This is a genomic window from Nonomuraea sp. NPDC048916 (assembly GCF_040649575.1).
Lineage (GTDB): Bacteria > Actinomycetota > Actinomycetes > Streptosporangiales > Streptosporangiaceae > Nonomuraea.
Genome location: NZ_JBEZFS010000008.1, coordinates 102637 through 126357 on the forward strand (window position 1 = coordinate 102637; position 23721 = coordinate 126357).

A 23721-nucleotide genomic window follows, 5' to 3' on the forward strand; every position below is an offset into this window, starting at 1 on the left:
GCGGTCCCTACAATGGCGGCATGCGCGCCAGCCGCCTGCTCTCGCTCCTGCTGCTCCTGCAGACGCGCGGCCGCATGACCGCTCCCGACCTGGCCGAGGAGCTGGAGGTGTCGGTCCGCACCGTCTACCGCGACGTGGAGGCGCTGTCGGCGGCCGGGGTGCCCGTCTACGCCGACCGCGGTCCCGCCGGCGGCTACCAGTTGCTCGACGGCTACCGCACCCGGCTCAACGGGCTGACCGCCGAGGAGGCGTCCTCGCTGTTCCTGGCCGCGCTGCCCGGCCCGGCCGCCGAGCTGGGGCTGGCCGAGCTGGCGGCCAACGCCGAGCTGAAACTGCTGGCCGCGCTGCCGCCGGAGCCCCGCTCACACGCTTCCCGGATGCGCGAGCGGTTCCTGCTCGACGTGCCGGGCTGGTATCGCGGCGCCGACGACGTGCCGCACCTGGCCGAGGTCTCCGAGGCGGTGTGGGAGCGAAGGCCGCTCCGGATGACCTACCGGCGCTGGGGCAACCAGGAGGTCGAGCGGTTGATCCATCCCTACGGGCTGGTCCTCAAGGGCGGCTCGTGGTATCTGATCGCCGCGCCCGAAGGTCACGCCCCGCGCACCTACCGCGTCTCGCGCGTCCAGACGCTCGAGACGCTGCCCGGCCGCTTCGACCGGCCGGAGGGCTTCGACCTGGCCCGGTTCTGGCACGCCTACTCCAAGGAGTTCCGCGAGCGCATGTACACCGCCGAGGCCGTCATCAGACTGGCCCCCGGCCGTGACGGCCTGCTCTCCTACACGCTGGGCCGCGACGTGGTGGCCGCGGCGCTGGCCGGCGCGGGCGAGCCCGACGCCGAGGGCTGGCGCACGCTGACCGTGCCGGTCGAGTCGATCGGCCACGCCCGCTGGCTGCTGCTGCGCATGGGGGCCGACGTGGAGGTGCTGGGGCCGCCCGAGCTGCGCGCGCTGATGGCCGAGGCGGTCGCCGAGCTCGGAAAAATGTATGAGTGATCGCGGCCGACTTCTGCCACCATGCCGGTCATGTATCTCATAGCGTTCATCGGGGCCTGCGTCCTGGTGGCCATGGTCCCGGGCGTGAGCACCGCGGTCCTCCTCATCGGCCTGGGCGTGCGGCTCGCGGTGGAGTCCCGATGACGATCTGGTACGAAGAGGCGGGTTCGGGCGATCCGGTGGTGCTGCTGGCGTCGAGCGCGGCCGACGCCGGCATGTGGGACGGCCAGTGGGAGGCGCTGGCCGGGCGGTTCCGGGTCGTCCGGGCCGACTACCGGGGCTTCGGCCACACCCCCTACCAGGCGGCGGAGCCGTACAGCGACGCGGGAGACGTGGCGGAGGTGCTCGGCGCGCTCGGCGTGAGCCGGGCGGCGCTGGTCGGCTCCTCCTACGGCTGCAAGGTCGCACTGCAGCTGTCGCATCTGGCTACCCGGCTGGTGCTGCTCAACCCCGGCTCCGACCTGCCGGCGACGCCCGACCTGCGGGAGTTCGGAGCCGAGGAGAACCGCCTGCTGGAGGCGGGCGACGTGGCCGCCGCCGCCGAGCTCAACGCGCGCACCTGGCTGGGCCCCGAGGCCGACGCGGCCACCCGGGAGCGGCTGGTGGCCATGCAGACCCACGCGTTCGCCATGCAGCTGGCCGCCGATCCGGAGCCGTCGCAGTTCGCGCCCGACTACACCCTGTCCGGCATCGAGGTGCCCGCGCTGGTCGTCGGCGGCGCCCACGACCTGCCGTTCTTCCAGCGCAGCGCCCGCCACGTCGCCGCCGGGCTGCCGCGGGCCGAGCTGGTGGAGCTCGACTGGGCCGGGCACCTGCCGGCTCTCGAACGTCCGCGAGAGGTCACCGCCCTGCTGCTCGACTACCTTTGACGCATGACGAACGACCTGGCGACCCTCATGCGGCAGGCTCAGGACGACGACCCGCTGCGGGCTCTGGAGGCCACCACGGCGCTGCGCCGCGAGCTCGAGCGGATGGAGGCGGTGCAGGTGCGCCGGGCCCGGGTGGCGGGCCTGCCCTGGGCGCAGATCGCCCACGCGATCGGGGTGAGCAAGCAGGCCGTGCACAAGAAGTACGGGCGAGGCTAGCGGGGGCTCACGACCACCGGTCGGCGTACCATCCGAGCACGATGTTCCAGGAGTAGCCGCGCCGGATCCGCCCGGCCACGTCGGGCGGGAGCGTGTCGAGGCCGCGGTGCTCCAGCACCACCTCGGTGCCGCCGTCGACGGGGGAGAAGGCCACCTCGATCTCCATCCGGCCGGTCGGGTTGAGCAGGTCGGCCCAGACGAGGCGGCGCGGCGGGTCCCAGGTGAGGATCCTGCCGGTGTCGACGTGGCCGCCGTCGGACCACAGCTCGCGCAGGTAGCCGTCCTGGAACCGGATGCCGATCGCGCGGGCGGGGTCGACCCAGCTGTAGGGGCCGCGCACGAACCAGTCGTCGATCTCGTCGGTGAAGATCCGGAACGCGGTGGCCGGATCGACCGGCACGGTGACGCCGGCCCGCACGGAGTTCACCGGCCGCGCTCCACGTGGTTCTTGAACGAGCCGAGCTGTTCGGCCCAGAACGCCTGCACCTGGTCCAGCCACGCCTGCAGGGCGGTGAACGGCTCGGGGCACAGGGTGTAGACGCGCAGGCGGGCGTCCTCGCCGCCGGTCTCGGCGCGGACCAGCCCGCCGGCCCGCAGCACGCGCAGGTGCCTGCTCAGCGCGGGCGCGCTCATCTGGACGGCCTGCGCCAGCTCGCCGGCCGCCCGCGGCCGGTCGCGCAGCAGGTCGATCACCTTGCGCCGGGTGGGATCGGCGAGGGCGGCCAGCGTCGCGTCCACATCGTTCACGTTGTTGTTAATCTTTGACCGCTTTCGTTATGCTCTTAATCGTTAACGATAGCGGTAATTATTGCGGAGGTTCGCGTATGGCTGTCCAGCTGGGTTACTACACGCTGTCCGTCCAGGACCTCGACCGGGCGGCCGCCTTCTACGGCGCGCTGTTCGGCTGGGAGTTCAAGCGGGAGCGCGAGACCTACCTGCACGTCACCAACACCACCGTGCCGATGGGCTTCACCTCGACCGGCCCGTCGACGCAGCCCAACCTCTACTACCAGGTCGACGACATCGACGCCGCCGTCGAGCGGGCCCGCGAGCTGGGCGGGACGGCCGGGAAGGTGATCGACAGCACGTCGGGACGCAGCTGTGCCTGCACCGACGACCAGGGCACCGAGCTCAGCCTGTGGGAGCCCGCGCCCGGCCTGGCTTGACCCGTCAGTCGGGGGCCTTGACCGTGGCGATGCCGAGCGTGCTGGTCATCGGCAGCATGCCTGACTCGAAGACGGCGCCCATGAACGGCAGGACGAGCTGCGCCAGCCGGTCCGCGCGCTCCTCGCCCAGCTTCCGCCACGGCTCGGCGGCCAGCTCGTCGGTCATCCGCTCCACCTGGTCGCGCAGCTCCCGGCCCGCGTCGGTGGCCTGGCCGTCGCCGTCGACCAGGCCGCGCGAGGCCAGCCGGTCCCGGGCTTCGGCCCACTCCTGCCCGCTCCACCCGCGACCGGCGAAGTTCGCCACCGGGGCGGCGTCGACGGCGGCGAACGACACCAGCGACTCGCACGGGTCGAGCCCCGCGGTCAGCAGCGCCGCCAGGTGGCCGTCGCCGCGGTGCTCGCGCAGCACGGTGGCGGCCTGCCAGAGCGCCAGGTGCGGCTCGTCGGGCCACGGCAGGTCGAGGTTGGCGGCGGCGAACGGCCGGTGCGCCACGGTCACGCTCTCCGCCGCCCGCCGTGCCAGCTCGGCCGCCTCAACCACCTCGGGGCCCTCGACCCTGTCGCCGAGCAGGGCGCGGTAGGTCCGGTCGACCGCCCGCGACCGGGCCCGCAGCACCTGCTCGGGAGAGGCGGTGTGCCAGATGGCCGGAATGTGCCCGGCGATCATCCCGGGCTGGAAGCTGTAGTAGGTGGCCACGGCCAGGTGCGTGCCCACGTCGCCCAGCGGGGCCGTCCGGTAGGCGAAGTAACTCGGCCAGCGCGACTCCACGTCGTAACCGAGCGCCGCGGCCTCCTCGAAAGCCTGCGGCGAGAAGTACAGGGCCGCGTGGACGGGCTCCAGGTGGTGCCACATGCGGCGGGCCAGCCTGCGGTAGGTCGGCATGTCGAAAGTCCTCACTGTCTAGATAAGGTATGACGGTGACGATAGACCCATGGCGCATCACTGGTCAATCTCAAATAGACAGTTATGTCGGGCGGTGGGTGGAGTTCGCCACGCTCCTGGTGAACACTCTCGCCGTGGACCGCGCCCACGGCCGCCCCGCCCCGCCACCGCCCGACGCCGCCGGGCGGCTGGCCGCCCTCCTGCACGCCCTCGACACGGCCCGCGACTCCGCCCCTGACCATGGCGATCAGCGGTCGCCGGGCACCATCGCCGGCCCCGGCGCGGGTGTCGTCGCGGGCTCCGGCGTGGGCACGGCCGCCGAGCGGCCGCTGACCGCCGTCGACGCCGACCGGCTGACCGGGGTGGCGTCCGAGCTGCGCCCGCTCTTCGCCGGTGACCCGCGCGCGATCGCCCGCCTCAACGAGCTGCTGGTGCGGCATGGCGCGGTGCCCAGTCTGTACGGCGACCCGCCCAGGCTGGCCTTCCACCGGCCGCAGGCCGACTCGGTCGACGCCTGGGCGGCCGACACGGGCACGGCGCTGGCCATGGTGATCGGGGTGGGGCAGGGGGTGCGGCTCCGGTCCTGCCAGGCGGAGGGCTGCGACCTGGTCTTCTTCGACGTCACCCGCAACGCCTCGCGCAGGTTCTGCGGCCTGTCGTGCCAGAACCGCGCCAAGGCCAGCGCCTACCGCGCCCGCCGCCGCACCTGACCCCGGTCCGGCACCCGGCCTGACCCCGGCCCCGGCTTGGCCTGGCATCCGGTCCGGCTCCGGTCTGGCTCCGGCTCCGGCTCCGGCTTGATCCTCGGTCACGGTCGTAGGGTGACGGTCACGTCGAGCCCGCCGTCCGGGCGGGGGCGGGCGTCCAGGACGCCGTCATGGGCCTGGACGATGGCGGCGACGATCGACAAGCCCAGCCCCAGGCCGTCGCCGCCGGCCTTCCGGCCCGTCTCCAGGCGCTGGAAGGGCTGCAGGAGCGTGTGGACCCGGTCAGGAGGGATCACTGGGCCGCTGTTGGAGACCCTGAGAACGGGGCGGCCGGACCGTACGGCAGTCGCCACCGAGACCCAGCCGCCGGGCACGTTGTGCCGTACGGCGTTGTCCAGCAGGTTCGAGACCAGCCGTTCGACCAGGGCGCGGTCACCGGACGCGGGTGCCGGCCCGAGCGCCGGCTCGATGCGCACACGCCGCTCTTGGTCCTGTGCCCGATCCCGGTCATGGTGTCCGCGCTGCGCCCGTTCCTCTACCTGTTCCTGTGTCCGTTCCTGGGGCTGGTCGTGGTGGTCGAGGGAGTGGGCGGTGATCACCGCCAGGTCGAAGGACTCCCGGTGGTGCAGGCCCTGCTGGCTCCGGGCCAGGGTGAGCAGCGCCTCGATGAGCCGTTCCTGGTGCTTCCCGGCGGCCAGCAGACGCTCCAGCACGGCCCGCAGCGACGCGGCATCGGCTTCCGGATCGGTGAGCGCGACCTCGGTCATGGCCCGCTGCAGCGTCAGCGGGGTGCGCAGCTCATGAGAGGCGTTGGCGACGAACCGCCGCTGCGCCGTGAACGCGGCCTCGAGCCGGTCCAGCAGCTCGTCGAAGGTGTCGGCCAGTTCCTTGAGCTCGTCGTCCGGCCCGGACGCGGCCAGCCGCCGGTCGAGCCGGTCGGCCGTGATGCGCCGTACGGTGGCGGTCATGTCGCCCAGCGGGCGCAGCACCCGCCCGGCCATGAGCCAGCCGAGCAGCATCGACGCGAACGCCATGACGGCCAGCGAGATCAGGGAGTTGACCAGCAATCGGCGCAGGTTCGCGTTCTGTTCCTCTTCGATGGCGAGCCGGGGCGCCGTGACCGGCAGCTCGTGCCCGCCGGGCGGGGAGGGGGCGCCAGGCGGGCCGGGGAAGGGTGAGTGCTCGACCAGGAAGTAGATGAGGGCGACCAGCAGCGCCCCGGCCACCAGGAACAGGCCGCTGTAGAGCAGGGTCAGGCGCAGCCGCACCGTCCGCCTCATCGCAACTCCTTGATCACGGTGACGCCCGGACCCGTCGGCGGGAGGGCCTCAGATCCGGTATCCGGCCTGCGGAAGCGTCTCGATCAGCGGCGGGTCGCCGAGCTTACGGCGTAACCGGCTGATCGTCACCTTCACGGTCTGCGTGAACGGGTCGGCGAACTCGTCCCAGCCCCGCTCCAGGAGCTGTTCGGCGGAGACCACCGCGCCCCGGGCGGCCAGCAGCAGCTCCAGCACGGCGAACTCCTTGGGGCTCAACGGCAGCCGGTGCCCGTCGCGGGTGGCGATCCGGGTGGCCGGGTCGAGCCGCAGGTCGCCGTGGACGAGCACCGGCGGCAGGGCCGGGCGCGACCGCCTGGCGAGCGCCCGGATCCGGGCGACCAACTCGGCGAAGGCGAACGGCTTGGGCAGGTAGTCGTCGGCGCCCAGACCCAGCCCGGTCACCCTGTCGTCGATCGTCCCGGCGGCGGTGAGCATGAGCACCCGAGCGGGATGGCCCTTGCCGGCCAGGGCCCCGCACACCTGGTCACCGTGCACACCCGGCAGGTCGCGGTCGAGGACGACGACGTCGTAGTCGTTGACCGCCGTGCGTTCGAGTGCGGCCTCGCCGTCCAGCACCACGTCCACGGCCATGCCCTCGCGGCGTAGCCCCGTGGCCACCGTCTGGGCCAGTTCCTCGTGGTCCTCGACCACCAACACCCTCATGATCCCCAGGATGCCCGGCTCCCGGTTACAGAGGGGTAACCGCCGCCGTTCCCGCCCCGTAACCGGTCCCCGGCTTGTCTGGCTCCATCGGCAACTCACCGGAAGGAACGGAGAACCACCATGAGAAGATCAACGATCAGGCGGGCGATCCTCGCCGCCATGGTCCTCGCCGTGGGCGTGGGCGGGACGGCCGCTCCGGCCGCCGTGTCCGCCGTCTCCACTGCCTCCACTGCCTCCAGCGGGGACGGCAAGGCGTTCACCGCCTGCATGCGCTCGCACGGGCTGCCCGACTTCCCCGAGGTCACGGTCTCCGGGGACGGGCTGGTCAACCTCGACATCAGGGGCGAGCGTGTCGACGTCCTGTCCGAGAAGTACGGGGCGGCGGTGAAGGCGTGTGAGTCGCTGGTGCCCTCCGGCTCCGGGCTGCCGGGAGCGCCCGAGGCGCCAGTGGCCCCCGCGCACCCGGCGCACCCGGCGCACCCGGCGCACCCGGCGCACCCGGCGGGCTTGGCGCGCCTGGTGCCGCCGTCGGCTCCGGCGGCGCCCCCGGCGCCGGCACTCGCCTCATGAGGATTCTGTCGGTGGCGGCGTACATGATGTCGGCCATGGCTTCATGGCATGAGTTCGAGCAGCAGGCGCCCGGGCTGGCGAAGACCGCGCGGGCGCTGATGGACGAGCACCGGCACAAGGTGCTGGCCACCCTGCGCAAGGACGGGTCGCCGCGGGTGAGCGGCACCGAGTCGCAGTTCCGCGACGGAGATCTGTGGATGGGGTCGATGTCGGGGGCGGTCAAGGCGCTGGACCTGCGGCGCGATCCCCGGATGGCCCTGCACGTCACCTCCACCGATCCCGACGAGAGCGACCCGTCGGCCTGGAAGGGCGACGTCAAGCTGGCCGGGCGTGCGGTGGAGATCACCGACGGGGAGGTGCTGGCCTCCTTCAACCTGCCGGGCACCGGCTCACACCTGTTCAGGGTCCAACTGTCCGAGGTGGTCTGGACCCGGGTGGAGGGTGACGAACTGGTGATCGAGGTGTGGCGTGAGGGGGTGGGAACACGGCGGATCCGACGTAAATAATCTACGTTGTAAAGGCGATGGCCCTGTAGAGCACCTCCTAGTGCACGAAGAACTAGTGCACGAAGAACTAGTGCACGAAGAACTAGTGCACGAAGAAACCCCCGTCGACGAAGAGCATCTGACCGGTGACAAATGCGGAGGCGTCACCGGCCAGGAAGACCGCCGCGCCGGCGAAGTCGGCGGGCACGCCGTTGCGGCCGGTCATGTGGCGGGCGGCGAGTTGTTCGACGCGGCCGGGGATGGCCTGAGCCGGTTCGGTGAGCGGGGTCAGCACGAATCCGGGGATGATCGTGTTGACGCAGACGCCACGGGCCGACCAGGCCTCGGCCTGGGAGCGGGTCAACCCGGCGATGGCGGCCTTGGACGCGCCGTAGACGCCGCTGTCGCCGAACGCGCTGACGGTCTGCTGTGAGCCGACGTTGATGATGCGACCCCAGCCGCGCTCGGCCATGCGCGGCCCGAAGTGCTGGCCGAGCAGGTAGGGGGCGGTCAGGTTGACGGCGATGGTCTGCTCGTAGTCGTCCTCGGTGAGCTCGGCCATGGGTTTGCGGATGTTGTTGGCCGCGTCGTTGACCAGGATGTCGATCTCGCCGGCGGCGGCGCAGACGCGCTTGACGGCGTCGCGGTCGCCCAGGTCGGCGCTGAGGCTGGAGGCCGTCACGCCGTGCCGGCGCAGCCGCTCCACGGTCTTGTCGAGCTCGCCCTGCCGGCGGGCGACGATCACCACGTCGGCGCCGGCCCGGCCGATCGCCTCGGCCATGGCGTAACCGATGCCTGAGCTGCCGCCGGTCACCAAGGCACGGCGGCCGTGGAGGGAAAAGAGTTCGTCAAGGTATTCGGACACGGGCCGTCAATCTAGCAGCCCCGATCCGTGTCGGCCCGGTGGCCTTGAGGCTGTCACCGCCCGGCTCGGGCGTGCTCCGCGGACGCGCCCGAGCGTGGCGTGAACACGGGGCGCGACGGGAGGTGGGGCTCGGTCAGCCACTAGGAGCGTGGGTCAGTATTCGCCGTCGTGTCGGTCCAGGCGATCTCGAAGTACCTGACGCGCTCGTCTTGTCCGGCCGGCCGCATGCCCGCTGCGATCATGACGTGATGGGATGCGATGTTGTCGTGGTCTGCGTCGCCTTTCACGCAGGTGACGCCGCGTGCCCGCGCGAACTTCAGCAGTCCGCGGAGGGCTTCGGAGGCATATCCCTTGCCCCGCACTGACGGGATGAGGCCATAGCCGATCGTGACGCTGCCGTTCTTGTCCGCAGGTGCGTGGAAGCCCACGCCGCCGATCGCCTGACCGTCCTCGCGGCGACGGATCTCATAGTTACCGAACGGCTGGGGATCACCGGTGTCCGCACAGGTACGCAGGAAGCGCTTGGCTGCGAATACGTCCCCATCGGCGGGGTATCCGGGTGCCCATCGGGCACCGGTGCCCGACTCGCCCGCCACCACTCGCTCAGCCTCGCTGACGGTCATCGGATGAAGCACGAGCCGCGCTGTCACAAGATCGCTCATGACAGGGAGGAGTATCACGCGGGGCGAACAGACCGCACTTGGATTATCCGACCGGGCAACGCCCAGGCCGCCATGGACGCCGAACACCAGGTCATCACCGCCGCCGACGTGACGACCAACCCCTCGGACGCGCTGAACCCCTCCTGCGTGGCAAGGACGGAGCCTGCGGCGAGTGGCGACTGCTGGCCACCTGCCACAACCTCCGCAAGATCTTCCGACACGCCGGAACGGCCGGGCCGGCCTCTCTCGCCAGCTGACCAGCTGGACAGTCAGGTCCTACCAGGCCGCACATCCGATGGACAGGGCCCCAACCACGGTCTCACAGGCGCCAGCGGGGCAACCGCGACCGATCTCCCATCGATCACGATCAGCAGGCCACTTACTCGTTACCGACCCACGCTCCTAGCCGGCGTGGGATCGAAGGACTGGCCCCCGACCTGCGGGGATGCGTCTGGCCGTGCCTGCCGGGCGGTCTCGATGCCGTCGAAGATGATCGCCAGACCGCCCTCGAACGTCTTCCTGGCCTCGTATTCCAGGTAGGGGCCGGGCTCGCCGGGCGGGCGGGGAGAGGAGCTCGACTCCAGCCAGGTCACGTTGGGGAACCGGGACGCGAAGTCGGGCGCGGCCTCCCTCAGCGGGCCGGACCGGCCGAGCCACCACGCGTGGTCGGACACCCCTGTCGCGGCCTCGGCCTGGCGGGCCTCCGCGATCGTCTGCGCCGCCCCGCGCACGAAGTGGAACAGCGTGCCCACGACGCGCCGCAGCACGTCGCCGTCGAGCCCGGTCTCGCGCAGGACGCCCAGCAGCGTCTCGAGCGTGAGGTACTCGTTGGGGCCCAGCACCGGGCGTGCCTGCGACACCAGCAGCAGCCACGGATGGCGCAGGTAGCAGGCGCAGGTGTCGTCGGCCCACGCGGTCAGCGCCTTCCGCCAGCCCGCCGACAGGTCGTAGCCGGTCGGCAGCTCGCCCAGCGCCCGGTCGTACATGAGGTCGACCAGTTCGGCCTTGCCGGGCACGTAGGTGTAGAGGGCCATCGCCGTGCGGCCGAGCCGCTCTCCCACCGCCCGCATGGACAGCGAGGCCATCCCCTCGGTGTCGGCGACGGTGATCGCCGCGTCCACGATCCGTTCGACGCTGAGGCCGGGCTTGGGCCCCGGGCGCGCCTCGGGGGAGTCGCCCGAGCCCCACAGCAGGGCCATGGACCGGCGTGCGTCACCCTGACCGGCGAAGACCACCAAAGCGCTGCTCCTTGCCTCTTCGCGGCGTCTCTTTACGGCCTAAGGATATGGTCGATGCCGTACGGTGCCCGGCACGCGCACCAGGCGCAGCCCGAGCTCCACCAGCAGCCAGCCGAGGGCGTGGGCGCCGGCGGACCATGTGGGCGGAGGCGCGTGCTCCTGGGCCAGGCGCCACCGCTCGGCCTCCTCGCGCAGCTCCCGGGCACGGAACCGGTCGGTGTAAAGGTGCGAGCCGGGGTCCATGGGCCGCCTCCTCAGGTCGGGTCGTCAGGTCCTGAACGGGAATCCGTACAGGTGGAGGGCGACGTTCTCGCGGCCCTCGGTGTCGCCCGCCTCCTGGGCCGCCCGCGCCCGCGCCTGCCATTTCTCGATGAGGGCGTGCATCTCCCGGCCGAGGCCGCGCAGCTCCCCGGCGGTCATCGCGGGCAGGTATTCGGAGCCGATGGCGGCCTGTTGCCACCTCGATGAGGCCCAGGGTGGTGAGTTTGCGAAAAAAATCTTGCCTATATCGGCCCGGGATGGGTTCGCCCGCGCGGGGTGACCAGCCCGGTCTCGTAGGCGAGGACCACGAGCTGGGCGCGGTCGCGGGCCTGGAGCTTGGTCATGGCCCGGCTGACGTGCGTCTTGGCCGTGGCCGGGCTGATCACCATATGGGCGGCGATCTCGTCGTTGGACAGGCCGCGCGCCACCAGCGCCACCACCTCGCGCTCGCGGTTGGTGAGGATGTCCAGGTCGGCGGGGACGGGCTCGGGGCGGCGGGCGACGTACTCGGAGATCAGCCGCCGGGTGATCGCGGGCGAGAGCAGCGCGTCGCCCCGCGCGGCGACGCGCACACCCTGGAGCAGGTCGGCCGGCTCGGTGTCCTTGACCAGGAAGCCGCCGGCGCCCGCGCGCAGGGCCTCGAAGACGTACTCGTCCAGGCCGTAGTTGGTGAGGATCACCACGTGCACCCCGCTCAGCCGGTCGTCGGCGGCGATGCGCCGGGTCGCCTCGATGCCGTCCATCACGGGCATCTGCACGTCGATGAGCGCCACGTCGGGCAGGTGCCGCAGGGCCAGGGCGATGGCCTGCTCGCCGTTGGGGGCCTCGGCGACCACCTCGATGTCGTCCTCCGAGCTCAGCAGGGCGCGGAACCCGGCGCGGATGAGCGTCTGGTCGTCGGCGAGCAACACGCGGATCATGGGGCCTCCTGCAGGGGAAGTTCGGCGCGGACGGTGAAGCCGCCCTCGGGGCGCGGACCGGCCAGCAGCCGGCCGCCGAGCGCGGTGACGCGTTCCCGCATGCCCTGCAGCCCGACCCCCGGCACGGGGACGGCCGCCGAGCCGGCCCGGCCGTCGTCGTCGACCTGCACGACCAGCCGGTCGCCGGTGTAGCCGATGCGCACCGACGCGGACGCCGGCCCGGCGTGCCTGGCCACGTTGGTCAGCGCCTCCTGGACGATCCGGTAGGCGGCCTGGTCGACCTCGGCGGGCAGCGCCCCCGGCCGGCCGTCGACGGTCACGGTGGCGGGCAGTCCGGCGGAGCGAGCCCGCCGCACCAGCTCGTCGAGCCGGTCCAGCCCGCTGCCCGGCGGATCGCCGGCCGAGTCGCGCAGCACCTCCAGCGTCGCGCGCAGCTCGCGCATGGCCTCGCCGCTGGCCTCCTGGATGGCCAGCAGCGCCTCGGGCACCTCCTCGCCACGCTTGCGGGCCAGGTGGACGGCGACCCCGGCCTGCACCTTGATGATCGAGATGCTGTGCGTGAGCGAGTCGTGCAGCTCTCTGGCGATGCGCAGCCGTTCCTCTCCGGCCCGCCGTAGCGCCGCCTCCTCGCGGGTGCGCTCGGCCTCGGCGGCCCGTTCCTCCACCTGACGCAGGTAGGCCCGCCGGTGCCGGGACACGGTGCCGGCCACCCCGGCCGCCAGGAACCAGCCGAGCAGCAGCACCGTGCGCTCGACGAGCGGCTGCGGAGGCCCGCCCGCGGCGCCGGCCAGGTCGCCGGCGAGCCGCGCGCCGAGGAAGACGGCCGCGGCCACCGCGACCGGCAGCCGGTGGCCGCTCCGGGCGGCGGCGAACACGGCGACCAGCACCGGGAACGCCGCCGAAGGCCCGGGATCCAGCCGCACCGAGTAGACCAGCATGCACGCGGTGGCCACGGCCAGCGCCACCACCGGCGCGGTCCGCCAGGCGGCCAGCGCCAGCGCACCCGCCACGATGACCAGATGGTCGAGGGGCAGCGCGCCGGGCAGCGGAAGCGCGCCGATCTCCAGCAGGACGGCGACCACCAGCGCGAGCGCCAGGTCAGCCATACGCTCAGAGCTCATCCCTGAACAGTAGAGCCTGACGCGATCACCCTCCTCCGCACCAGGTCGGATTCCGGCACTACTCCCGGCGAGGTATCCGCGCCCCGCGTACGCCGGGCCGGGTAGCCGCAGATGCCTTCGCAGGCGGGACGACCGCGACCCCCTCCGGAGGCGACGATCTCATCCATGCCCATGACGACCGACACCGCCGCCCGCCTCCTGCGCGGCGCCTTCGACGGAAACCTGCACCTGCCGGGCGACGAGCGCTACGACGCCGAACGGCTCGCCTGGAACCGCGTCCTCGACCCTCGCCCCGCCCTCGTGGCCGAGGCGGCCCACATCCGCGACGTGCGGGCCGCCGTCATGGCGGCCCGCGAGCACGGCCTGCCGTTCGCCGTCCAGGCCACCGGCCACGGCACCCACGTGCCCGCGGATGGCGGTCTGCTGCTCAAGACGTCGCGGCTGGCCGCCGTTCACGTCGATCCCGGCCGCCGCACCGCCCGGGCCGAGCCCGGCGCGCTCTGGTCCGACGTGATCGCCGCCGCCGCCCCGTACGGTCTCGCGCCGCTGTCCGGCACGCCCGCGATCGGCGTGACCGGCTACACGCTGGGCGGCGGCACCGGCTGGCTGTCCCGGCTGCACGGCTACGCGGCCGACAACCTGCTGAGGGCCGAGCTCGTGACGGCCGGTGGCGAGACGGTCGTGGCCGGCCCGAGCGAGCACCCGGAGCTGTTCTGGGCGCTGCGCGGCGGTGGCGGCAACTTCGGCGTGGTGACCTCGCTCGAGTTCCGCCTCCACCCGGTCGCCGAGGTCTACGCCGGCATGACGCTGCACTCCGTGGACCGGGCCGCCGCCACGCTGGCCCGCTACCGCGAATGGGCTTCGACCGAGCCGGACGAGCTGAACACCTCGATCATCCTCATGCGGATGCCCGGCTCGCGGGACGGCTGGGCGCTGGCCGTGCGCGCCTGCCACGCGGGCCCCGCCGAGGAGGGCCGCCGCCTTCTCGCGCCGCTGCTGGAGGCGGCGGGACCGGTGACGGCGGGCGGTTTCGCCGCGATGACCTTCGGGGAGGCGGCGACGGCCTTCGGGGGCCCGGAGCCGCGGCCGACGGCCCTCAGGCAGCACCTGGAACTGCTCCACCAGGTGCCGGACGACGCGATCGAGACCATCCTGACCGCGACGGGCTCGCCCGTGACGGCGGTGGAGCTGCGCCACTGGGGCGGCGCGATGGCCCGGCCGGCGCCGGACGCCGGGCCGGTGGGCCACCGCGATGTGCCGTTCTCCGTCATCGCCACGGCGATGCTCGACGGGCCCGACGAGCCCGCCCGGTCCTACCTGCGCGAGCTGGCCGCCGGCCTGCGACCGCACGCGACCGGCGGCTCGTTCCTGAACTTCCTCACCGACCCCGCCAGGACGCGCGACGCCTACACCGCGGCCGACCACGAGCGGCTGACCCGGGTCAAGCGGGACTGGGACCCGGACAACCTGTTCGGCCACACCCACAACATCCCGCCGGCCTGATCGGAGGACATTCGGATGCCCACACCCTTCCGCTACGTCACCCCGGTGCCGCCCGAGACGGCCACCGGGCGGACCGCCCGGGTCTACGCCCAGCTCGCCGGCGACTTCGGGATGCCGCGCATGCCGGTCTTCATGTCCCTCTCCCCGGCTCCCGACGTGCTCGCCGCCACCTGGGTCACCTTGCGCGAATCCCTGCTCGCCGGCCGGGCGGACAGGACCGGCAAGGAGGTCGTCGCGCTCGCCGTGTCGATGGCCAACAGCTGCCCCTTCTGCGTCGACGCCCACACCGTGCTCCTGCACGCCACCGGCGACCACCGGCTGGCCGAGACCATCGCCAGCGGTGGCACGCCCGAGGACCCGGAGCACGCCGCCCTGCTGGCCTGGGGCCGAGCCACCCGGACGCCCGGCGCGGCGGAGCTGGCCGACCCGCCGTACCCAGCCGAGCTGGCCCCCGAGTACATCGGCACCGCCCTGGTCTTCCACTTCATCAACCGGACGGCCTCGGCGCTGCTCACCGGCAACCTGCTGCCGGGCAACCTGCAGAAGTCGCGCGTGGTGCGCAGCGTCGGCGGCCGGGCGATGGCCCGCACCGTGCGCAGGCGGCTGCCCGAGGGAGCGGGGCTGCCGCTGCTGGACGGCCTGGCCGCAGGGCCCCACCCCGCCTGGGCGGCCGGGCACCCGGTCGGCCCGGCGCTGGCCGCGCTCCGGGAGACCGCGGGCGCGGGCGGGGAACTGCTCGACGAGCCGGCCCGCGCGTTCGTCCGGGACACCGTCGCCGCCTGGGACGGCACGAACCCGCCGCTGGGCGGCCGGCCCGACCTCGCGGCCCTGCCCGGCTCGTCCCGCCCCGCCGCCGGGCTCGCCCTGCTCGCGGCGCTGGCGCCGTACCGCATCACCGACGCCGACGTCTCCGCCTGGCGTGCCGCCGCGGCGGGCACCGACACCGACCTGGTACGGCTCGTCGCGTTCGGCGCGATCACCGCCACCGAACACGCCGAGGCGGCCATCACCGCCGCGACCCGAGACCTAGGCCGGCTGACGTGACCGGGGAGCCGGACGCCGGCCGGACGGCAGGTGTACGAACCGCTCGTCGGTGGCCGGGACGGCGACCAGGTGGGCCGACGTCTCGTGCTCGCGGCGGATGGTGAGGCTGGCCAGGTAGAACGGAGCCAGCAGGGCCTGGGCCCGCCGCCGGCCCAGGCTCAGGTAGCCCCACCGGAACCACTGCGGCACCAGGATCGTCCCGGGCAGCTCCGCCGGTCCGCCGAACGACTCCACCACGCGGGCGGCCACCTCCCGGGCCGCCACCCGCGGCCGGCGCACCTCGGGGGTGGCGACCGTCGTGCCCCCGCCGTCGTCGGCGAAGCGGCGCGCGGACAGGCTCAGCGACGACAGCCTGCCGCCTTCGGCCAGCTCGACCGTGGCCGAGGCCCTGCCGTACACCGGGATCTCGCGGACGAAGTGGCGGAACGCGCCGACGGCGCGGCACAGCACCGGCTCGGACGTGCGGCCCGGCCGGTCGCCGATCCGCCAGAGGCGCTCGAACGCCAGCCGGTCGTCCGCCGGGACGAGCGAGGCCAGCCCCAGCCGCTCACCGGCCCGCCGCAGCAGGCCGGTCAGCTCGTCGTCGCCCGGGTCGTCCCTGAACGGGTCCTCGCCCGGCGCCACGTCCAGCTGCACGGTCATCGCGCTCGACGCGTGGAACCCGGTGGCGCGCAGCCGGCCGGGCAGCCGCATCGTGGTCCGGTCCGGGTGGTCGATCACCTCCGGGCGTTCCGCGGGGTCCCCGCCCAGAGCGGCGACGGTCTCGACGAGCGCCCGCAGGCGCCGCCGGACCGTGCCGGGGTCGGGCGGGGCGAGCCGCACCACGTCGATCGCGGCAGGGACGTCCCCGGCCATCGCGGCGAGCTCGTCCGCGAGGTCGGTGGCGTAAGAGAAAGCGGGCATGGCGCTCCTAGGCTCTTCTCGGTCGCCGGTCAGCCCTGCGCCGGAGTCCTGGCCGGCCCGGCGGAACACCCTGGCGTGACCGGCCGAGGAGGGGTCGCGATCGAGGTACGCGGCCGTGCCGATCTTGCGCGCGCGGGCGTCGCCGAAGTTCCCGATCGCCCCGATGCCCCTGACCCGCCACGACGTACCACCAGACCTCGTGAGATGTACGGCCCTCAATGCTCGGTACGTCCCGCCCGGGGCGCGTCAGGAGGGCACCTAGGGATCTCCCTAGTCACGCGCCGGCCCACGGCTGTCGAGATCCGGGAGCCGGCGCCGACCTGAAGGTGAGAGACACGCGTCGCGACCTTGGTGGAGGCACAGGTGAAGTACATGATCCTGATCTACGGCAACCAGGCCACCCGCGAGATCTGGCAGGAGATGCCCGACGAGCGGCTGGCGGAGGGCTGGCGCGCCCATGCCGCGATCACCGGTGACCTGGTCGCGTCCGGAGAGCTGGTGGTGTCGGCGGCCCTGTCCGACCCCTCGCTGGCCAGGCGGGTCCCCGGAGGCCAGGGCATGGGAACCGCCGTGGAGGCGGACGAGCGGCTGGCCGGGATCCTCCTCGTCGACTGCGACAGCTTCGAGCGGGCCGTCGAGATCGGCTCCCGCCTGCCCGAGGCGCCGTACGGAGTGGTCGAGGTGCGGCCGGTGCTGCGCGACGGCGGCCTGGAGATGTGAGCTCTGACATGGGAGAGGCCGGAGACATGAGGCGCGTCTCCGGCCTTCTCGCCGGGGGGCAGTCCCGGGAACGGCGGCTCAGGGTCTTGCGCCAGTGCAGACCGCCCGGCAGGTTGACCGACAGCGTGCGCCGGCCGTCGGCCGTGCGGGTGACCCTGAACAGGCGGTTGCCCCAGCTATGTCCGACACCGCCGCGGGACAGGTTCAGCCGGAACGGCCCAAGCTTGATCGACTTCCGGTAGCTCCAGCCCATCGCCTTTCCTCCATGAGATCGAGAGGACCCCAGCTACCCGGAAAAGCGATGATCTATCGGATTCAGTCATGACGACGTGCCCGTTTCTTGCCGAAAGTCTTACCGACCCTCAGGCCGCCGGGCAGCCGCACCTTCACGTGCCGGCGACCGTCGGGCGTGGTCGTCACGTAGAACCTCCGGCCGCCGAAGGTTTGGCTGACTCCGTGCGGCGACATGCTGACGCGGAACATTCCGATCTTGATCGAGTTGCTTTTCATGGCCCCTCCTCACGCGTCTCACCTGGGATAACGCGTACACAGCCCACCCGGATTCCGATCCGCTGCTCGCGCGCGGCCCGGCCCGGACGTGACAATCGACTGCCACCCGTTGCCGTGAGGAGAGGAGACCGGCGTGACCATCGCCGCCTACACCGTGACCGGGCCCATCGCCGAGCACGCCGAAGGGCCCGTGTGGTCCGGCCGCTGGGGCGGCCTGCGGTGGGTCGACATGCTGGCCGGCGACCTGCTGGAGCTCGGCGCGGACGGCGGGGTCCGCCGCCGGCACGTGGGCGCCGTCGCGGCGATCATCAGGCCGCGCGCCGGAGGCGGGTTCGTGGTCGCCGCCGAGCGCGAGCTGCTGCTGTCCGACGACGACGCCTTCGACGCGCCCCTGCGCTCGCTGGGCCAGGCCTGGGCCGACCCGTCGATCCGGATGAACGAGGGCGGCTGCGACCCCGACGGCCGCTTATACGTCGGCACCATGGCCTACGACCAGAGCCCGGGACGCGGAGCCCTGCACGTGGTCGAGCCCGACGGCTCGCTGCGGGTGGTGCTGGCGGAGGTGACCATCTCCAACGGGTTCGACTTCAGCCCGGACGGCACCCTCGCCTACTACGCCGACACCGTCACCGGGCGGGTGGACGTCCTCGACTACGACCCCGGTCACGGGCTCACCGGACGCCGGCCGTTCGCCGTCGTGGACCCCGATCAGGGCGCTCCCGACGGCCTGACCGTCGACGCCGAGGGCGGGGTGTGGGTCGCCCTCTGGCAGGGGGGCGCCGTGCACCGCTACACCCCCGAAGGCAGGCTCGACGCCGTCATCCAGTTGCCCGTCCGCAAGGTCACCGCCGTCACGTTCGGCGGCGAGAACCTCGACCGCCTCTTCATCACCACCTCACGCCTCGACGTCGACCGCTCCCGACAACCGGACGCGGGCGCCCTCTTCGCCGCCGACCCCGGCATCCCGGGCCGCCCACCCCTCCCCACCACCCTCTAGGCCCGGCGAAACACTCGTACAACACAGACACGTCCCAAGGCGGCGTACCTCGTACGAGACAGGACGGGGACCGGACGTACACCGCCCTGCGCTGGGGGCGGAACACCTCATGCGGGCCGGAGCCTAAGGAAGAACAACCCCGTACGGCGGGACAGAGTTGAGCGGAGGCGGGTGGGCGTTCCGGCCGACTTAAGACCGTGCCAGTTACCCCCGCGCCCGGCGCAAGGCCGAAGGCAAGATTCACCAGACCCTGGGCAATCGCGGTCGGCCGGAACGCCCACCCGCCTCCGCGGCACCCACGCAAGCCAGGGTGGGGACCCGTGCAAGCAGGGTGGAGATGGGAGGAAAGCGGCACAGCGTGCCCGACGGTGGCCGGGCACGCTGTGGCTGTGGCGGTCGGGGATCAGCCGACGCTGGCCTGGATGACGACGCTGTTGGTGGTCACGTCGACGTACCAGAGGGCGGCGCCGGCCTTGGCCTGTTCGGGTGCCCGGTCGACGCCCTGGCGCGGGTGCTGCCACGCGGCGAGCGCGTGGTGCTGCCCGGCCAGGGTCACGGCGCCCACCTCAAGGCCCCCGGCGAGGTCGCCGAGCTGGGCGGCAGGGTGCTGCGCTGAGGGTCAGCGCGCCAGGACGACCTTGAGCGCCCCGGTCGCCGCCGGGTCGGAGAAGGTGTCGTAGGCGGCGGACATCTCGTCCAGCGGGAAGCGGTGGGTGACGAACCTGCCAGGGTCCAGCCGCCTGGCGGCGACCATGTCCAGCAGCGTGGGCGTGGAGTAGGTGTCGACCAGGCCCGTGGTGATCGTGACGTTGCGGATCCACAGGTTCTCAAGGTGCAGGGGCACGGACTCGCCGTGCACGCCGACGTTGGCGACGTGGCCGCCGGCCCGGATCAGGCGGGTGCACTGCTCGAAGGTCTCCGGCACGCCGACCGCCTCGATGGCGACGTCGGCGCCGAGCCCGCCGGTCAGCTCGGCCACCGCGGCGGCCGCGTCGTCACCGGGGCCGACGACCACGTCCGCGCCGAACTGCTTGGCGGCCTCCAGCCGGGAGGGCGCGAGGTCGACGGCGACGATGTGGCTGGGCGTGAACAGCTGCGCGGTGACGATCGCGGCCAGGCCGATGGGGCCGGCGCCCACGACCACGACCGTGTCGCCGGGGCGCACCCGGCCGTTGAGCACACCGACCTCGTAGGAGGTCGGCAGGATGTCGGACAGCATCAGCGCCGCCTCGTCCTCCACGCCGTCCGGCAGCTTGTAGGTCGAGGTGTCGGCGAACGGCACGCGAACGTACTCGGCCTGCGTGCCGTCGATCAGGTGCCCGAGGATCCAGCCGCCGCCGCCCAGGCACTGCCCGTACATGCCTTCGCGGCAGTAGCGGCAGCGGCCGCACGCCGAGACGCACGACACTAGCACCCGGTCGCCCTCCTTGACGGTGGTGACGGACTCGCCGGTCGCCGTCACGGTGCCGACCGCCTCGTGGCCGAGGATCCGGCCGGGGGTCACGGCAGGGACGTCGCCCTTGAGGATGTGCAGGTCGGTGCCGCAGATCGTGGTCGCGTCCACGCGTACGATCACGTCCGTCGGGTCGACGAGGCGCGGCTCGGGAGCGTCCTCCCATGAGCGCTGTCCGGGTCCGTGATAGATAAGTGCCTTCATCGGGGCCTCCTCGTGGTCTTCTTCCCCTCACGCTTCCACGGCTGCATGGGACGGGTAGGGGCGAAGGTCCCGTCACCCGGGTGCCTTTCGCCTCCGCGTGGAGGCGCCGGGTTGGCCGGGTTGGGCGCCGTACGGGGCGCCGGAGGGGTGACCGGACGGCGCCCCCGCGCCCCGGGCTAACGGGAATGAGGACTTTGGTCCCATTGATCGTGGACTTTGAGCCCCTCCGCAGGCCGGACGGCAATGCCTAGCCTGTCGTGGCCGTTGCGTCCCAGAGCGGGCCGTCCCATGCCCGCTCTGTTCGCCCGGGCCGGACAAGATTCGCAGTCAGAACAAGCTCCACAAAGGCCGGACCAAGACATGGCCAGGCCGGACAAGAGAGGCGCTGGATGCCGCCCGTCGAGGTGATGATCGGGTCCAAACCGGATAACCGGCCGCCCGGCCCGCCCGCGCGCCCCCGCGCTTCGTGGCACGTCCGGGCGAACGCCATCGTGCTCGGCTGGCTGGCCCTGACCGTCGTGGCCGCGCTGGCGCAGGGCGAGCTGCCGGCGCCCCGCTGGCTGGTGGTCCACGTCTTCCTGCTCGGCGCGGTCAGCACCGCCATCCTCATCTGGAGCGAGCACTTCGCCGGCGTGCTGCTCCGCGCGCGGACCCCTGAAGCGCGATGGAGCGCCACCCGGATCGGCATCCTCAACGCCGGGACCGTGGCCGTGCTGTACGGGGTGGCCGTGGGTCCGTGGCCGGTGGCGGCGGCCGGGGCCGCCCTGGTCGTGGCCGCCGTGAGCTGGCACGCGGCCGTGCTGACCGGAATGGTCAGGCGGGCGCTGCCTGGCCGGTTCGGCCACGTCATCGGGTGGTACGTCGCCGCCGCCGGCGCGCTGGTGGTGGGCGGAGTGCTGGGCGGCCTGCTCGCCGCGCAGGCCGGGGGCGGCGCCCTGCACGAGCGGGCGCAGGCCGCGCACGCCCAGGTGAACCTGCTCGGCTGGGTGGGCCTGGCCGTGCTCGGCACGCTGTTCACGCTGTGGCCGACGGTGCTGCGCACGCGGATCTCCGAGCTGACCCGCCGCTGCTCCCGGGCCGCGCTGTGGCTGTCGGTGGCGGGTCTCACGGTGACGGTGTCCGGACTGCTGCCCGGCCTGCGCTGGGTGGCGGTGACCGGGCTCGCGACGTACGCGATCGCGGTGGCCGTGGCGCTGGCCCCGCCGGCCGAGACCCTGCGGCGGCGCCTCCCGCACACGCCGGCGTCCTGGACGCTGGCGGCCGGTGTCGTCTGGTTCGAGGTGGCGCTCGTCGCCGAGTTGGTGGTGGTCGCCACGCATCCCGCCGAGGAGGTGGCGGCCAGACTGGAGCCGCTGCTGCCGGTGATCCTCGTCGGGTTCGTCGGCCAGGTGCTGATCGGCTCGCTCACGCACCTGCTGCCCGCGGTGCTCGGCGGCGGGCCGCCCCGGTTCAAGCGGAACGCGGCGCTGGTCGAGCGCGGCTGGGTGTACCGGCTGGCGGCGGCCAATCTCGGGGTGCCGCTGCTGGCGCTGCCGGTGCCCGGACCTCTCGGCCTGCTCGGCTGGGCGCTCGTCCTCGGCTCGGCTGCGGCGTTCGTTGCGCTCGCCGTGACCGCGATGGCCGGCACCCACCGGCCGAAGGTGTCACCCGCCCACGTCGGTGTGGCGATCGGCTGCCTGCTGACCGCCCTGGCCGTCGTGGTCGCGATGTCCGGCGGGAGCGGGCCGGCCCGCATGCAGGTCGCGGCCGGCGCCGAACAGACGGTGGAGGTGACCCTCAGGGGCATGCGCGTCCAGCCCGGGCTGATCGAGGCCGAGCCCGGCACCGTGCTGACGCTGAAGGTCGTCAACGCCGACGCCCAGCGGCACGACCTGCGGCTGTCCACCGGAGAGCGCACCCCGGAGCTGGCGCCCGGTGAGAGCGCCGTGCTGAAGCTCGCCCCGCTCGCGGAGACCGTGGACGGCTGGTGCACGATCGCCGGGCACCGGGCCGCCGGCATGACCATGCGGATCGTGCCCGCCGGAGCCGGGGCGGCCGGAGGGCCCTCGCCGGCGGCCGGGGAGTCCTCGCCGGCCGGCGGCGACCACGCCCACGCGCAGGGCGCGACGCTCGATCCGGCCGCGCCGATGCCGTCCGGCTGGAAGCCGTTCGAGGCCGCCCTCGAACCCGCGCCCTCGGGCGCCGAGCACCGCGTGGAGATCCGGGTTAAGGAGACCGACCTGGACGTGGCCCCCGGCGTCCGCCAGCGGATGTGGACGTTCAACGGCACGCTCCCCGGCCCGGTGCTCCGCGGGAAGGTGGGCGACGTGTTCGTCGTGACGTTCGTCAACGACGGGACGATGGGACACGGCATCGACTTCCACGCGGGCGCGCTCGCCCCCGACGGGCCGATGCGCACGATCGACCCGGGAGAGCGGCTGACCTACCGCTTCCGCGCCGCCCACGCCGGAGCGTGGCTCTACCACTGCTCGACGATGCCGATGAGCCAGCACATCGCCAACGGCATGTACGGCGCGGTGATCATCGACCCGCCGGGGCTGCCGCCCGTCGACCGGGAGTACGTGCTCGTCCAAGGAGAGCTCTACCTGGGCTCGCCGGACGCCCGGGGCGCCGCCATCCGGGAGGGGCGCCCGGACGGCTGGATGTTCAACGGCATGGTGGCCGGCTACGCGCACGCCCCGCTCACCGCCAAGGCCGGCGAGCGGACCCGGGTCTGGGTGGTGGCCGCGGGGCCGGACTCGGGCACCGCCTTCCACGTGGTGGGCGTCCCGTTCGACACCGTCTACAAGGAAGGCGCCTACCTGCTGCGCGCGAGCGACAAGGGCGGCGACAAGGGCGGCGACAAGGGCGGCGCCCAGGTGCTGGATCTGGCACCGGCGCAGGGCGGCTTCGCCGAGTTCGTGTTCCCCGAGCCCGGGCACTACCCGTTCGTGGATCATCACATGCGCAGAGCCGAGACGGGCGCCTCCGGAATCTTCCAGGTGGGCGCGCCATGACCTGGTGGTCGGTGGTCAGGTTCCTGCACGTGCTGTCGGCGGCCCTGTGGGTCGGCGGGCAGCTCACGGTGTCGCTCGTGGTGCTGCCGCTGGCCCGGCGGATGCTCGACACCGAGCGGCGCGCCCAGGTGCTGCGGGCGGTCGGCAGGCGGTTCGGCATGTTCACCGGCGCGGTGTTCCTGCCGGTCCAGCTCGCCACGGGCGTCGCCATCGCCATCCACAAGGGGGTCACCTGGGCGTCGCTGGCGGAGCCCGGCTACGGCCGGACGCTCGCCGCCAAGCTGCTGTTGTTCTGCGTGGTCATGGTGGCGGCCGCGCTGCACGGGTGGGCCACGGGCACCGCGCGGCCTGCCGTCGCGCGGGCGCTGGCCGTGATCTCCCTGGTGGGCTCCGTCGGCATCATCCTGCTGGCGACCGCCCTGCCCGCCACCTGATCCCGCCCTCTGATCACGGC

General features: G+C 73.0%; 29 protein-coding genes and 1 pseudogene. 13 read left to right on the forward strand and 17 right to left on the reverse strand.

Going from position 1 to position 23721, the window contains the following annotated elements; translation table 11 throughout:
* Nucleotides 1–20 precede the first annotated feature (20 nt).
* From AB0C16_RS10180 to AB0C16_RS10190, 3 genes are all read left to right on the forward strand, one after another.
* A complete protein-coding gene (locus AB0C16_RS10180; protein ID WP_357680979.1) occupies nucleotides 21–992 on the forward strand; it encodes a YafY family protein in 972 nt (323 codons plus the stop codon).
* A 140-nt stretch (nucleotides 993–1132) separates the two neighbouring features.
* Entirely contained in the window at nucleotides 1133–1861 is a 729-nt protein-coding gene (locus AB0C16_RS10185; protein WP_357680981.1) for an alpha/beta hydrolase, read from the forward strand.
* A gap of 3 nt (nucleotides 1862–1864) precedes the next feature.
* Nucleotides 1865–2077: a hypothetical protein gene (locus AB0C16_RS10190; RefSeq protein WP_189127566.1), complete on the forward strand. Its 213-nt coding sequence runs from the start codon at nucleotides 1865–1867 to the stop codon at nucleotides 2075–2077.
* A gap of 7 nt (nucleotides 2078–2084) precedes the next feature.
* On the opposite strand, the gene AB0C16_RS10195 is transcribed toward AB0C16_RS10190, so the two are convergent.
* Together AB0C16_RS10195 and AB0C16_RS10200 are read right to left on the reverse strand one after the other, a co-directional pair.
* Nucleotides 2085–2504: an SRPBCC domain-containing protein gene (locus AB0C16_RS10195; RefSeq protein ID WP_357680983.1), complete on the reverse strand. Its 420-nt coding sequence runs from the start codon at nucleotides 2502–2504 to the stop codon at nucleotides 2085–2087.
* Nucleotides 2501–2824 (reverse strand): metalloregulator ArsR/SmtB family transcription factor, encoded by a 324-nt coding sequence (locus AB0C16_RS10200; RefSeq protein WP_357680985.1) that lies wholly within the window; start codon nucleotides 2822–2824, stop codon nucleotides 2501–2503. The genes AB0C16_RS10195 and AB0C16_RS10200 overlap by 4 nt, the downstream gene beginning before the upstream one ends.
* Nucleotides 2825–2901: 77 nt before the next feature.
* Between AB0C16_RS10200 and AB0C16_RS10205 the strand changes: the two genes are divergently transcribed.
* A complete protein-coding gene (locus AB0C16_RS10205; protein ID WP_357680987.1) occupies nucleotides 2902–3243 on the forward strand; it encodes a VOC family protein in 342 nt (113 codons plus the stop codon).
* 4 nt (nucleotides 3244–3247) lie between these two features.
* On the opposite strand, the gene AB0C16_RS10210 is transcribed toward AB0C16_RS10205, so the two are convergent.
* Nucleotides 3248–4126, reverse strand: coding sequence for a hypothetical protein (locus tag AB0C16_RS10210; RefSeq protein WP_357680989.1), 879 nt, complete (start codon nucleotides 4124–4126; stop codon nucleotides 3248–3250).
* A gap of 98 nt (nucleotides 4127–4224) precedes the next feature.
* Here AB0C16_RS10210 and AB0C16_RS10215 point away from each other — a divergent pair, with 98 nt between their 5' ends.
* Nucleotides 4225–4836: a CGNR zinc finger domain-containing protein gene (locus AB0C16_RS10215; RefSeq protein ID WP_357680991.1), complete on the forward strand. Its 612-nt coding sequence runs from the start codon at nucleotides 4225–4227 to the stop codon at nucleotides 4834–4836.
* Between the two features lie 98 nt (nucleotides 4837–4934).
* Here AB0C16_RS10215 and AB0C16_RS10220 read toward each other — a convergent pair whose 3' ends face one another.
* Together AB0C16_RS10220 and AB0C16_RS10225 are read right to left on the reverse strand one after the other, a co-directional pair.
* A complete protein-coding gene (locus tag AB0C16_RS10220) occupies nucleotides 4935–6113 on the reverse strand; it encodes an ATP-binding protein (protein ID WP_357680993.1) in 1179 nt (392 codons plus the stop codon).
* A gap of 48 nt (nucleotides 6114–6161) precedes the next feature.
* Nucleotides 6162–6815, reverse strand: a complete 654-nt coding sequence (locus tag AB0C16_RS10225) for a response regulator transcription factor (RefSeq protein ID WP_357680995.1) — start codon at nucleotides 6813–6815, stop codon at nucleotides 6162–6164.
* A gap of 120 nt (nucleotides 6816–6935) precedes the next feature.
* On the opposite strand from AB0C16_RS10225, the gene AB0C16_RS10230 reads away from it, so the two are divergent.
* On the forward strand, nucleotides 6936–7385 hold the full coding sequence (locus AB0C16_RS10230; RefSeq protein ID WP_357680996.1) for a hypothetical protein: 450 nt from the start codon (nucleotides 6936–6938) through the stop codon (nucleotides 7383–7385).
* A 35-nt stretch (nucleotides 7386–7420) separates the two neighbouring features.
* Complete coding sequence (locus tag AB0C16_RS10235; RefSeq protein ID WP_357680998.1) at nucleotides 7421–7891, forward strand: pyridoxamine 5'-phosphate oxidase family protein; 471 nt, start codon at nucleotides 7421–7423, stop codon at nucleotides 7889–7891.
* 82 nt (nucleotides 7892–7973) lie between these two features.
* Here AB0C16_RS10235 and AB0C16_RS10240 read toward each other — a convergent pair whose 3' ends face one another.
* The 7 genes from AB0C16_RS10240 to AB0C16_RS10270 form a co-directional block, all read right to left on the reverse strand.
* A complete protein-coding gene (locus AB0C16_RS10240) occupies nucleotides 7974–8735 on the reverse strand; it encodes an SDR family oxidoreductase (protein ID WP_357681000.1) in 762 nt (253 codons plus the stop codon).
* A 140-nt stretch (nucleotides 8736–8875) separates the two neighbouring features.
* Nucleotides 8876–9397: a GNAT family N-acetyltransferase gene (locus tag AB0C16_RS10245; RefSeq protein ID WP_357681002.1), complete on the reverse strand. Its 522-nt coding sequence runs from the start codon at nucleotides 9395–9397 to the stop codon at nucleotides 8876–8878.
* A gap of 386 nt (nucleotides 9398–9783) precedes the next feature.
* Nucleotides 9784–10635 carry a TetR/AcrR family transcriptional regulator gene (locus AB0C16_RS10250; RefSeq protein ID WP_357681004.1) on the reverse strand — a complete coding sequence of 284 codons (852 nt, stop codon included), beginning with the start codon at nucleotides 10633–10635 and terminating at the stop codon, nucleotides 9784–9786.
* Nucleotides 10636–10674: 39 nt separating this feature from the next.
* Entirely contained in the window at nucleotides 10675–10878 is a 204-nt protein-coding gene (locus AB0C16_RS10255; protein WP_357681006.1) for a hypothetical protein, read from the reverse strand.
* A gap of 24 nt (nucleotides 10879–10902) precedes the next feature.
* Nucleotides 10903–11055 (reverse strand): hypothetical protein, encoded by a 153-nt coding sequence (locus tag AB0C16_RS10260; RefSeq protein ID WP_357681008.1) that lies wholly within the window; start codon nucleotides 11053–11055, stop codon nucleotides 10903–10905.
* Between the two features lie 83 nt (nucleotides 11056–11138).
* A complete protein-coding gene (locus AB0C16_RS10265) occupies nucleotides 11139–11816 on the reverse strand; it encodes a response regulator transcription factor (protein ID WP_357681010.1) in 678 nt (225 codons plus the stop codon).
* Entirely contained in the window at nucleotides 11813–12937 is a 1125-nt protein-coding gene (locus AB0C16_RS10270) for a sensor histidine kinase (RefSeq protein ID WP_357681012.1), read from the reverse strand. The genes AB0C16_RS10265 and AB0C16_RS10270 overlap by 4 nt, the downstream gene beginning before the upstream one ends.
* Nucleotides 12938–13108: 171 nt before the next feature.
* Here AB0C16_RS10270 and AB0C16_RS10275 point away from each other — a divergent pair, with 171 nt between their 5' ends.
* Together AB0C16_RS10275 and AB0C16_RS10280 are read left to right on the forward strand one after the other, a co-directional pair.
* Nucleotides 13109–14440 (forward strand): FAD-binding oxidoreductase, encoded by a 1332-nt coding sequence (locus tag AB0C16_RS10275; RefSeq protein WP_357681014.1) that lies wholly within the window; start codon nucleotides 13109–13111, stop codon nucleotides 14438–14440.
* Nucleotides 14441–14455: 15 nt separating this feature from the next.
* A complete protein-coding gene (locus AB0C16_RS10280) occupies nucleotides 14456–15484 on the forward strand; it encodes a carboxymuconolactone decarboxylase family protein (protein ID WP_357681016.1) in 1029 nt (342 codons plus the stop codon).
* On the opposite strand, the gene AB0C16_RS10285 is transcribed toward AB0C16_RS10280, so the two are convergent.
* Nucleotides 15467–16387: a hypothetical protein gene (locus tag AB0C16_RS10285; RefSeq protein ID WP_357681018.1), complete on the reverse strand. Its 921-nt coding sequence runs from the start codon at nucleotides 16385–16387 to the stop codon at nucleotides 15467–15469. The two genes, AB0C16_RS10280 and AB0C16_RS10285, sit on opposite strands and share 18 nt — an antisense overlap.
* A 372-nt stretch (nucleotides 16388–16759) precedes the next feature.
* Between AB0C16_RS10285 and AB0C16_RS10290 the strand changes: the two genes are divergently transcribed.
* On the forward strand, nucleotides 16760–17107 hold the full coding sequence (locus AB0C16_RS10290) for a YciI family protein (protein WP_357681234.1): 348 nt from the start codon (nucleotides 16760–16762) through the stop codon (nucleotides 17105–17107).
* A 100-nt stretch (nucleotides 17108–17207) separates the two neighbouring features.
* Here AB0C16_RS10290 and AB0C16_RS10295 read toward each other — a convergent pair.
* Both AB0C16_RS10295 and AB0C16_RS10300 read right to left on the reverse strand, forming a co-directional pair.
* A pseudogene (locus tag AB0C16_RS10295) lies at nucleotides 17208–17360 on the reverse strand (DUF4236 domain-containing protein); the annotation flags it as partial.
* Between the two features lie 62 nt (nucleotides 17361–17422).
* Complete coding sequence (locus AB0C16_RS10300; protein ID WP_357681019.1) at nucleotides 17423–17617, reverse strand: DUF4236 domain-containing protein; 195 nt, start codon at nucleotides 17615–17617, stop codon at nucleotides 17423–17425.
* A 133-nt stretch (nucleotides 17618–17750) separates the two neighbouring features.
* On the opposite strand from AB0C16_RS10300, the gene AB0C16_RS10305 reads away from it, so the two are divergent.
* On the forward strand, nucleotides 17751–18614 hold the full coding sequence (locus AB0C16_RS10305; RefSeq protein WP_357681021.1) for an SMP-30/gluconolactonase/LRE family protein: 864 nt from the start codon (nucleotides 17751–17753) through the stop codon (nucleotides 18612–18614).
* Nucleotides 18615–19017: 403 nt separating this feature from the next.
* Here AB0C16_RS10305 and AB0C16_RS10310 read toward each other — a convergent pair whose 3' ends face one another.
* The gene (locus tag AB0C16_RS10310; protein WP_357681023.1) at nucleotides 19018–19170 is read right to left on the reverse strand and encodes an alpha-lytic protease prodomain-containing protein; all 153 of its coding nucleotides are present in this window, start codon (nucleotides 19168–19170) and stop codon (nucleotides 19018–19020) included.
* Between the two features lie 63 nt (nucleotides 19171–19233).
* A complete protein-coding gene (locus tag AB0C16_RS10315) occupies nucleotides 19234–20271 on the reverse strand; it encodes a zinc-dependent alcohol dehydrogenase family protein (RefSeq protein ID WP_357681024.1) in 1038 nt (345 codons plus the stop codon).
* 389 nt (nucleotides 20272–20660) lie between these two features.
* On the opposite strand from AB0C16_RS10315, the gene AB0C16_RS10320 reads away from it, so the two are divergent.
* Together AB0C16_RS10320 and AB0C16_RS10325 are read left to right on the forward strand one after the other, a co-directional pair.
* The gene (locus AB0C16_RS10320; protein WP_357681026.1) at nucleotides 20661–23267 is read left to right on the forward strand and encodes a multicopper oxidase domain-containing protein; all 2607 of its coding nucleotides are present in this window, start codon (nucleotides 20661–20663) and stop codon (nucleotides 23265–23267) included.
* A complete protein-coding gene (locus AB0C16_RS10325; RefSeq protein ID WP_357681028.1) occupies nucleotides 23264–23701 on the forward strand; it encodes a hypothetical protein in 438 nt (145 codons plus the stop codon). The genes AB0C16_RS10320 and AB0C16_RS10325 overlap by 4 nt, the downstream gene beginning before the upstream one ends.
* Nucleotides 23702–23721: the final 20 nt, after the last annotated feature.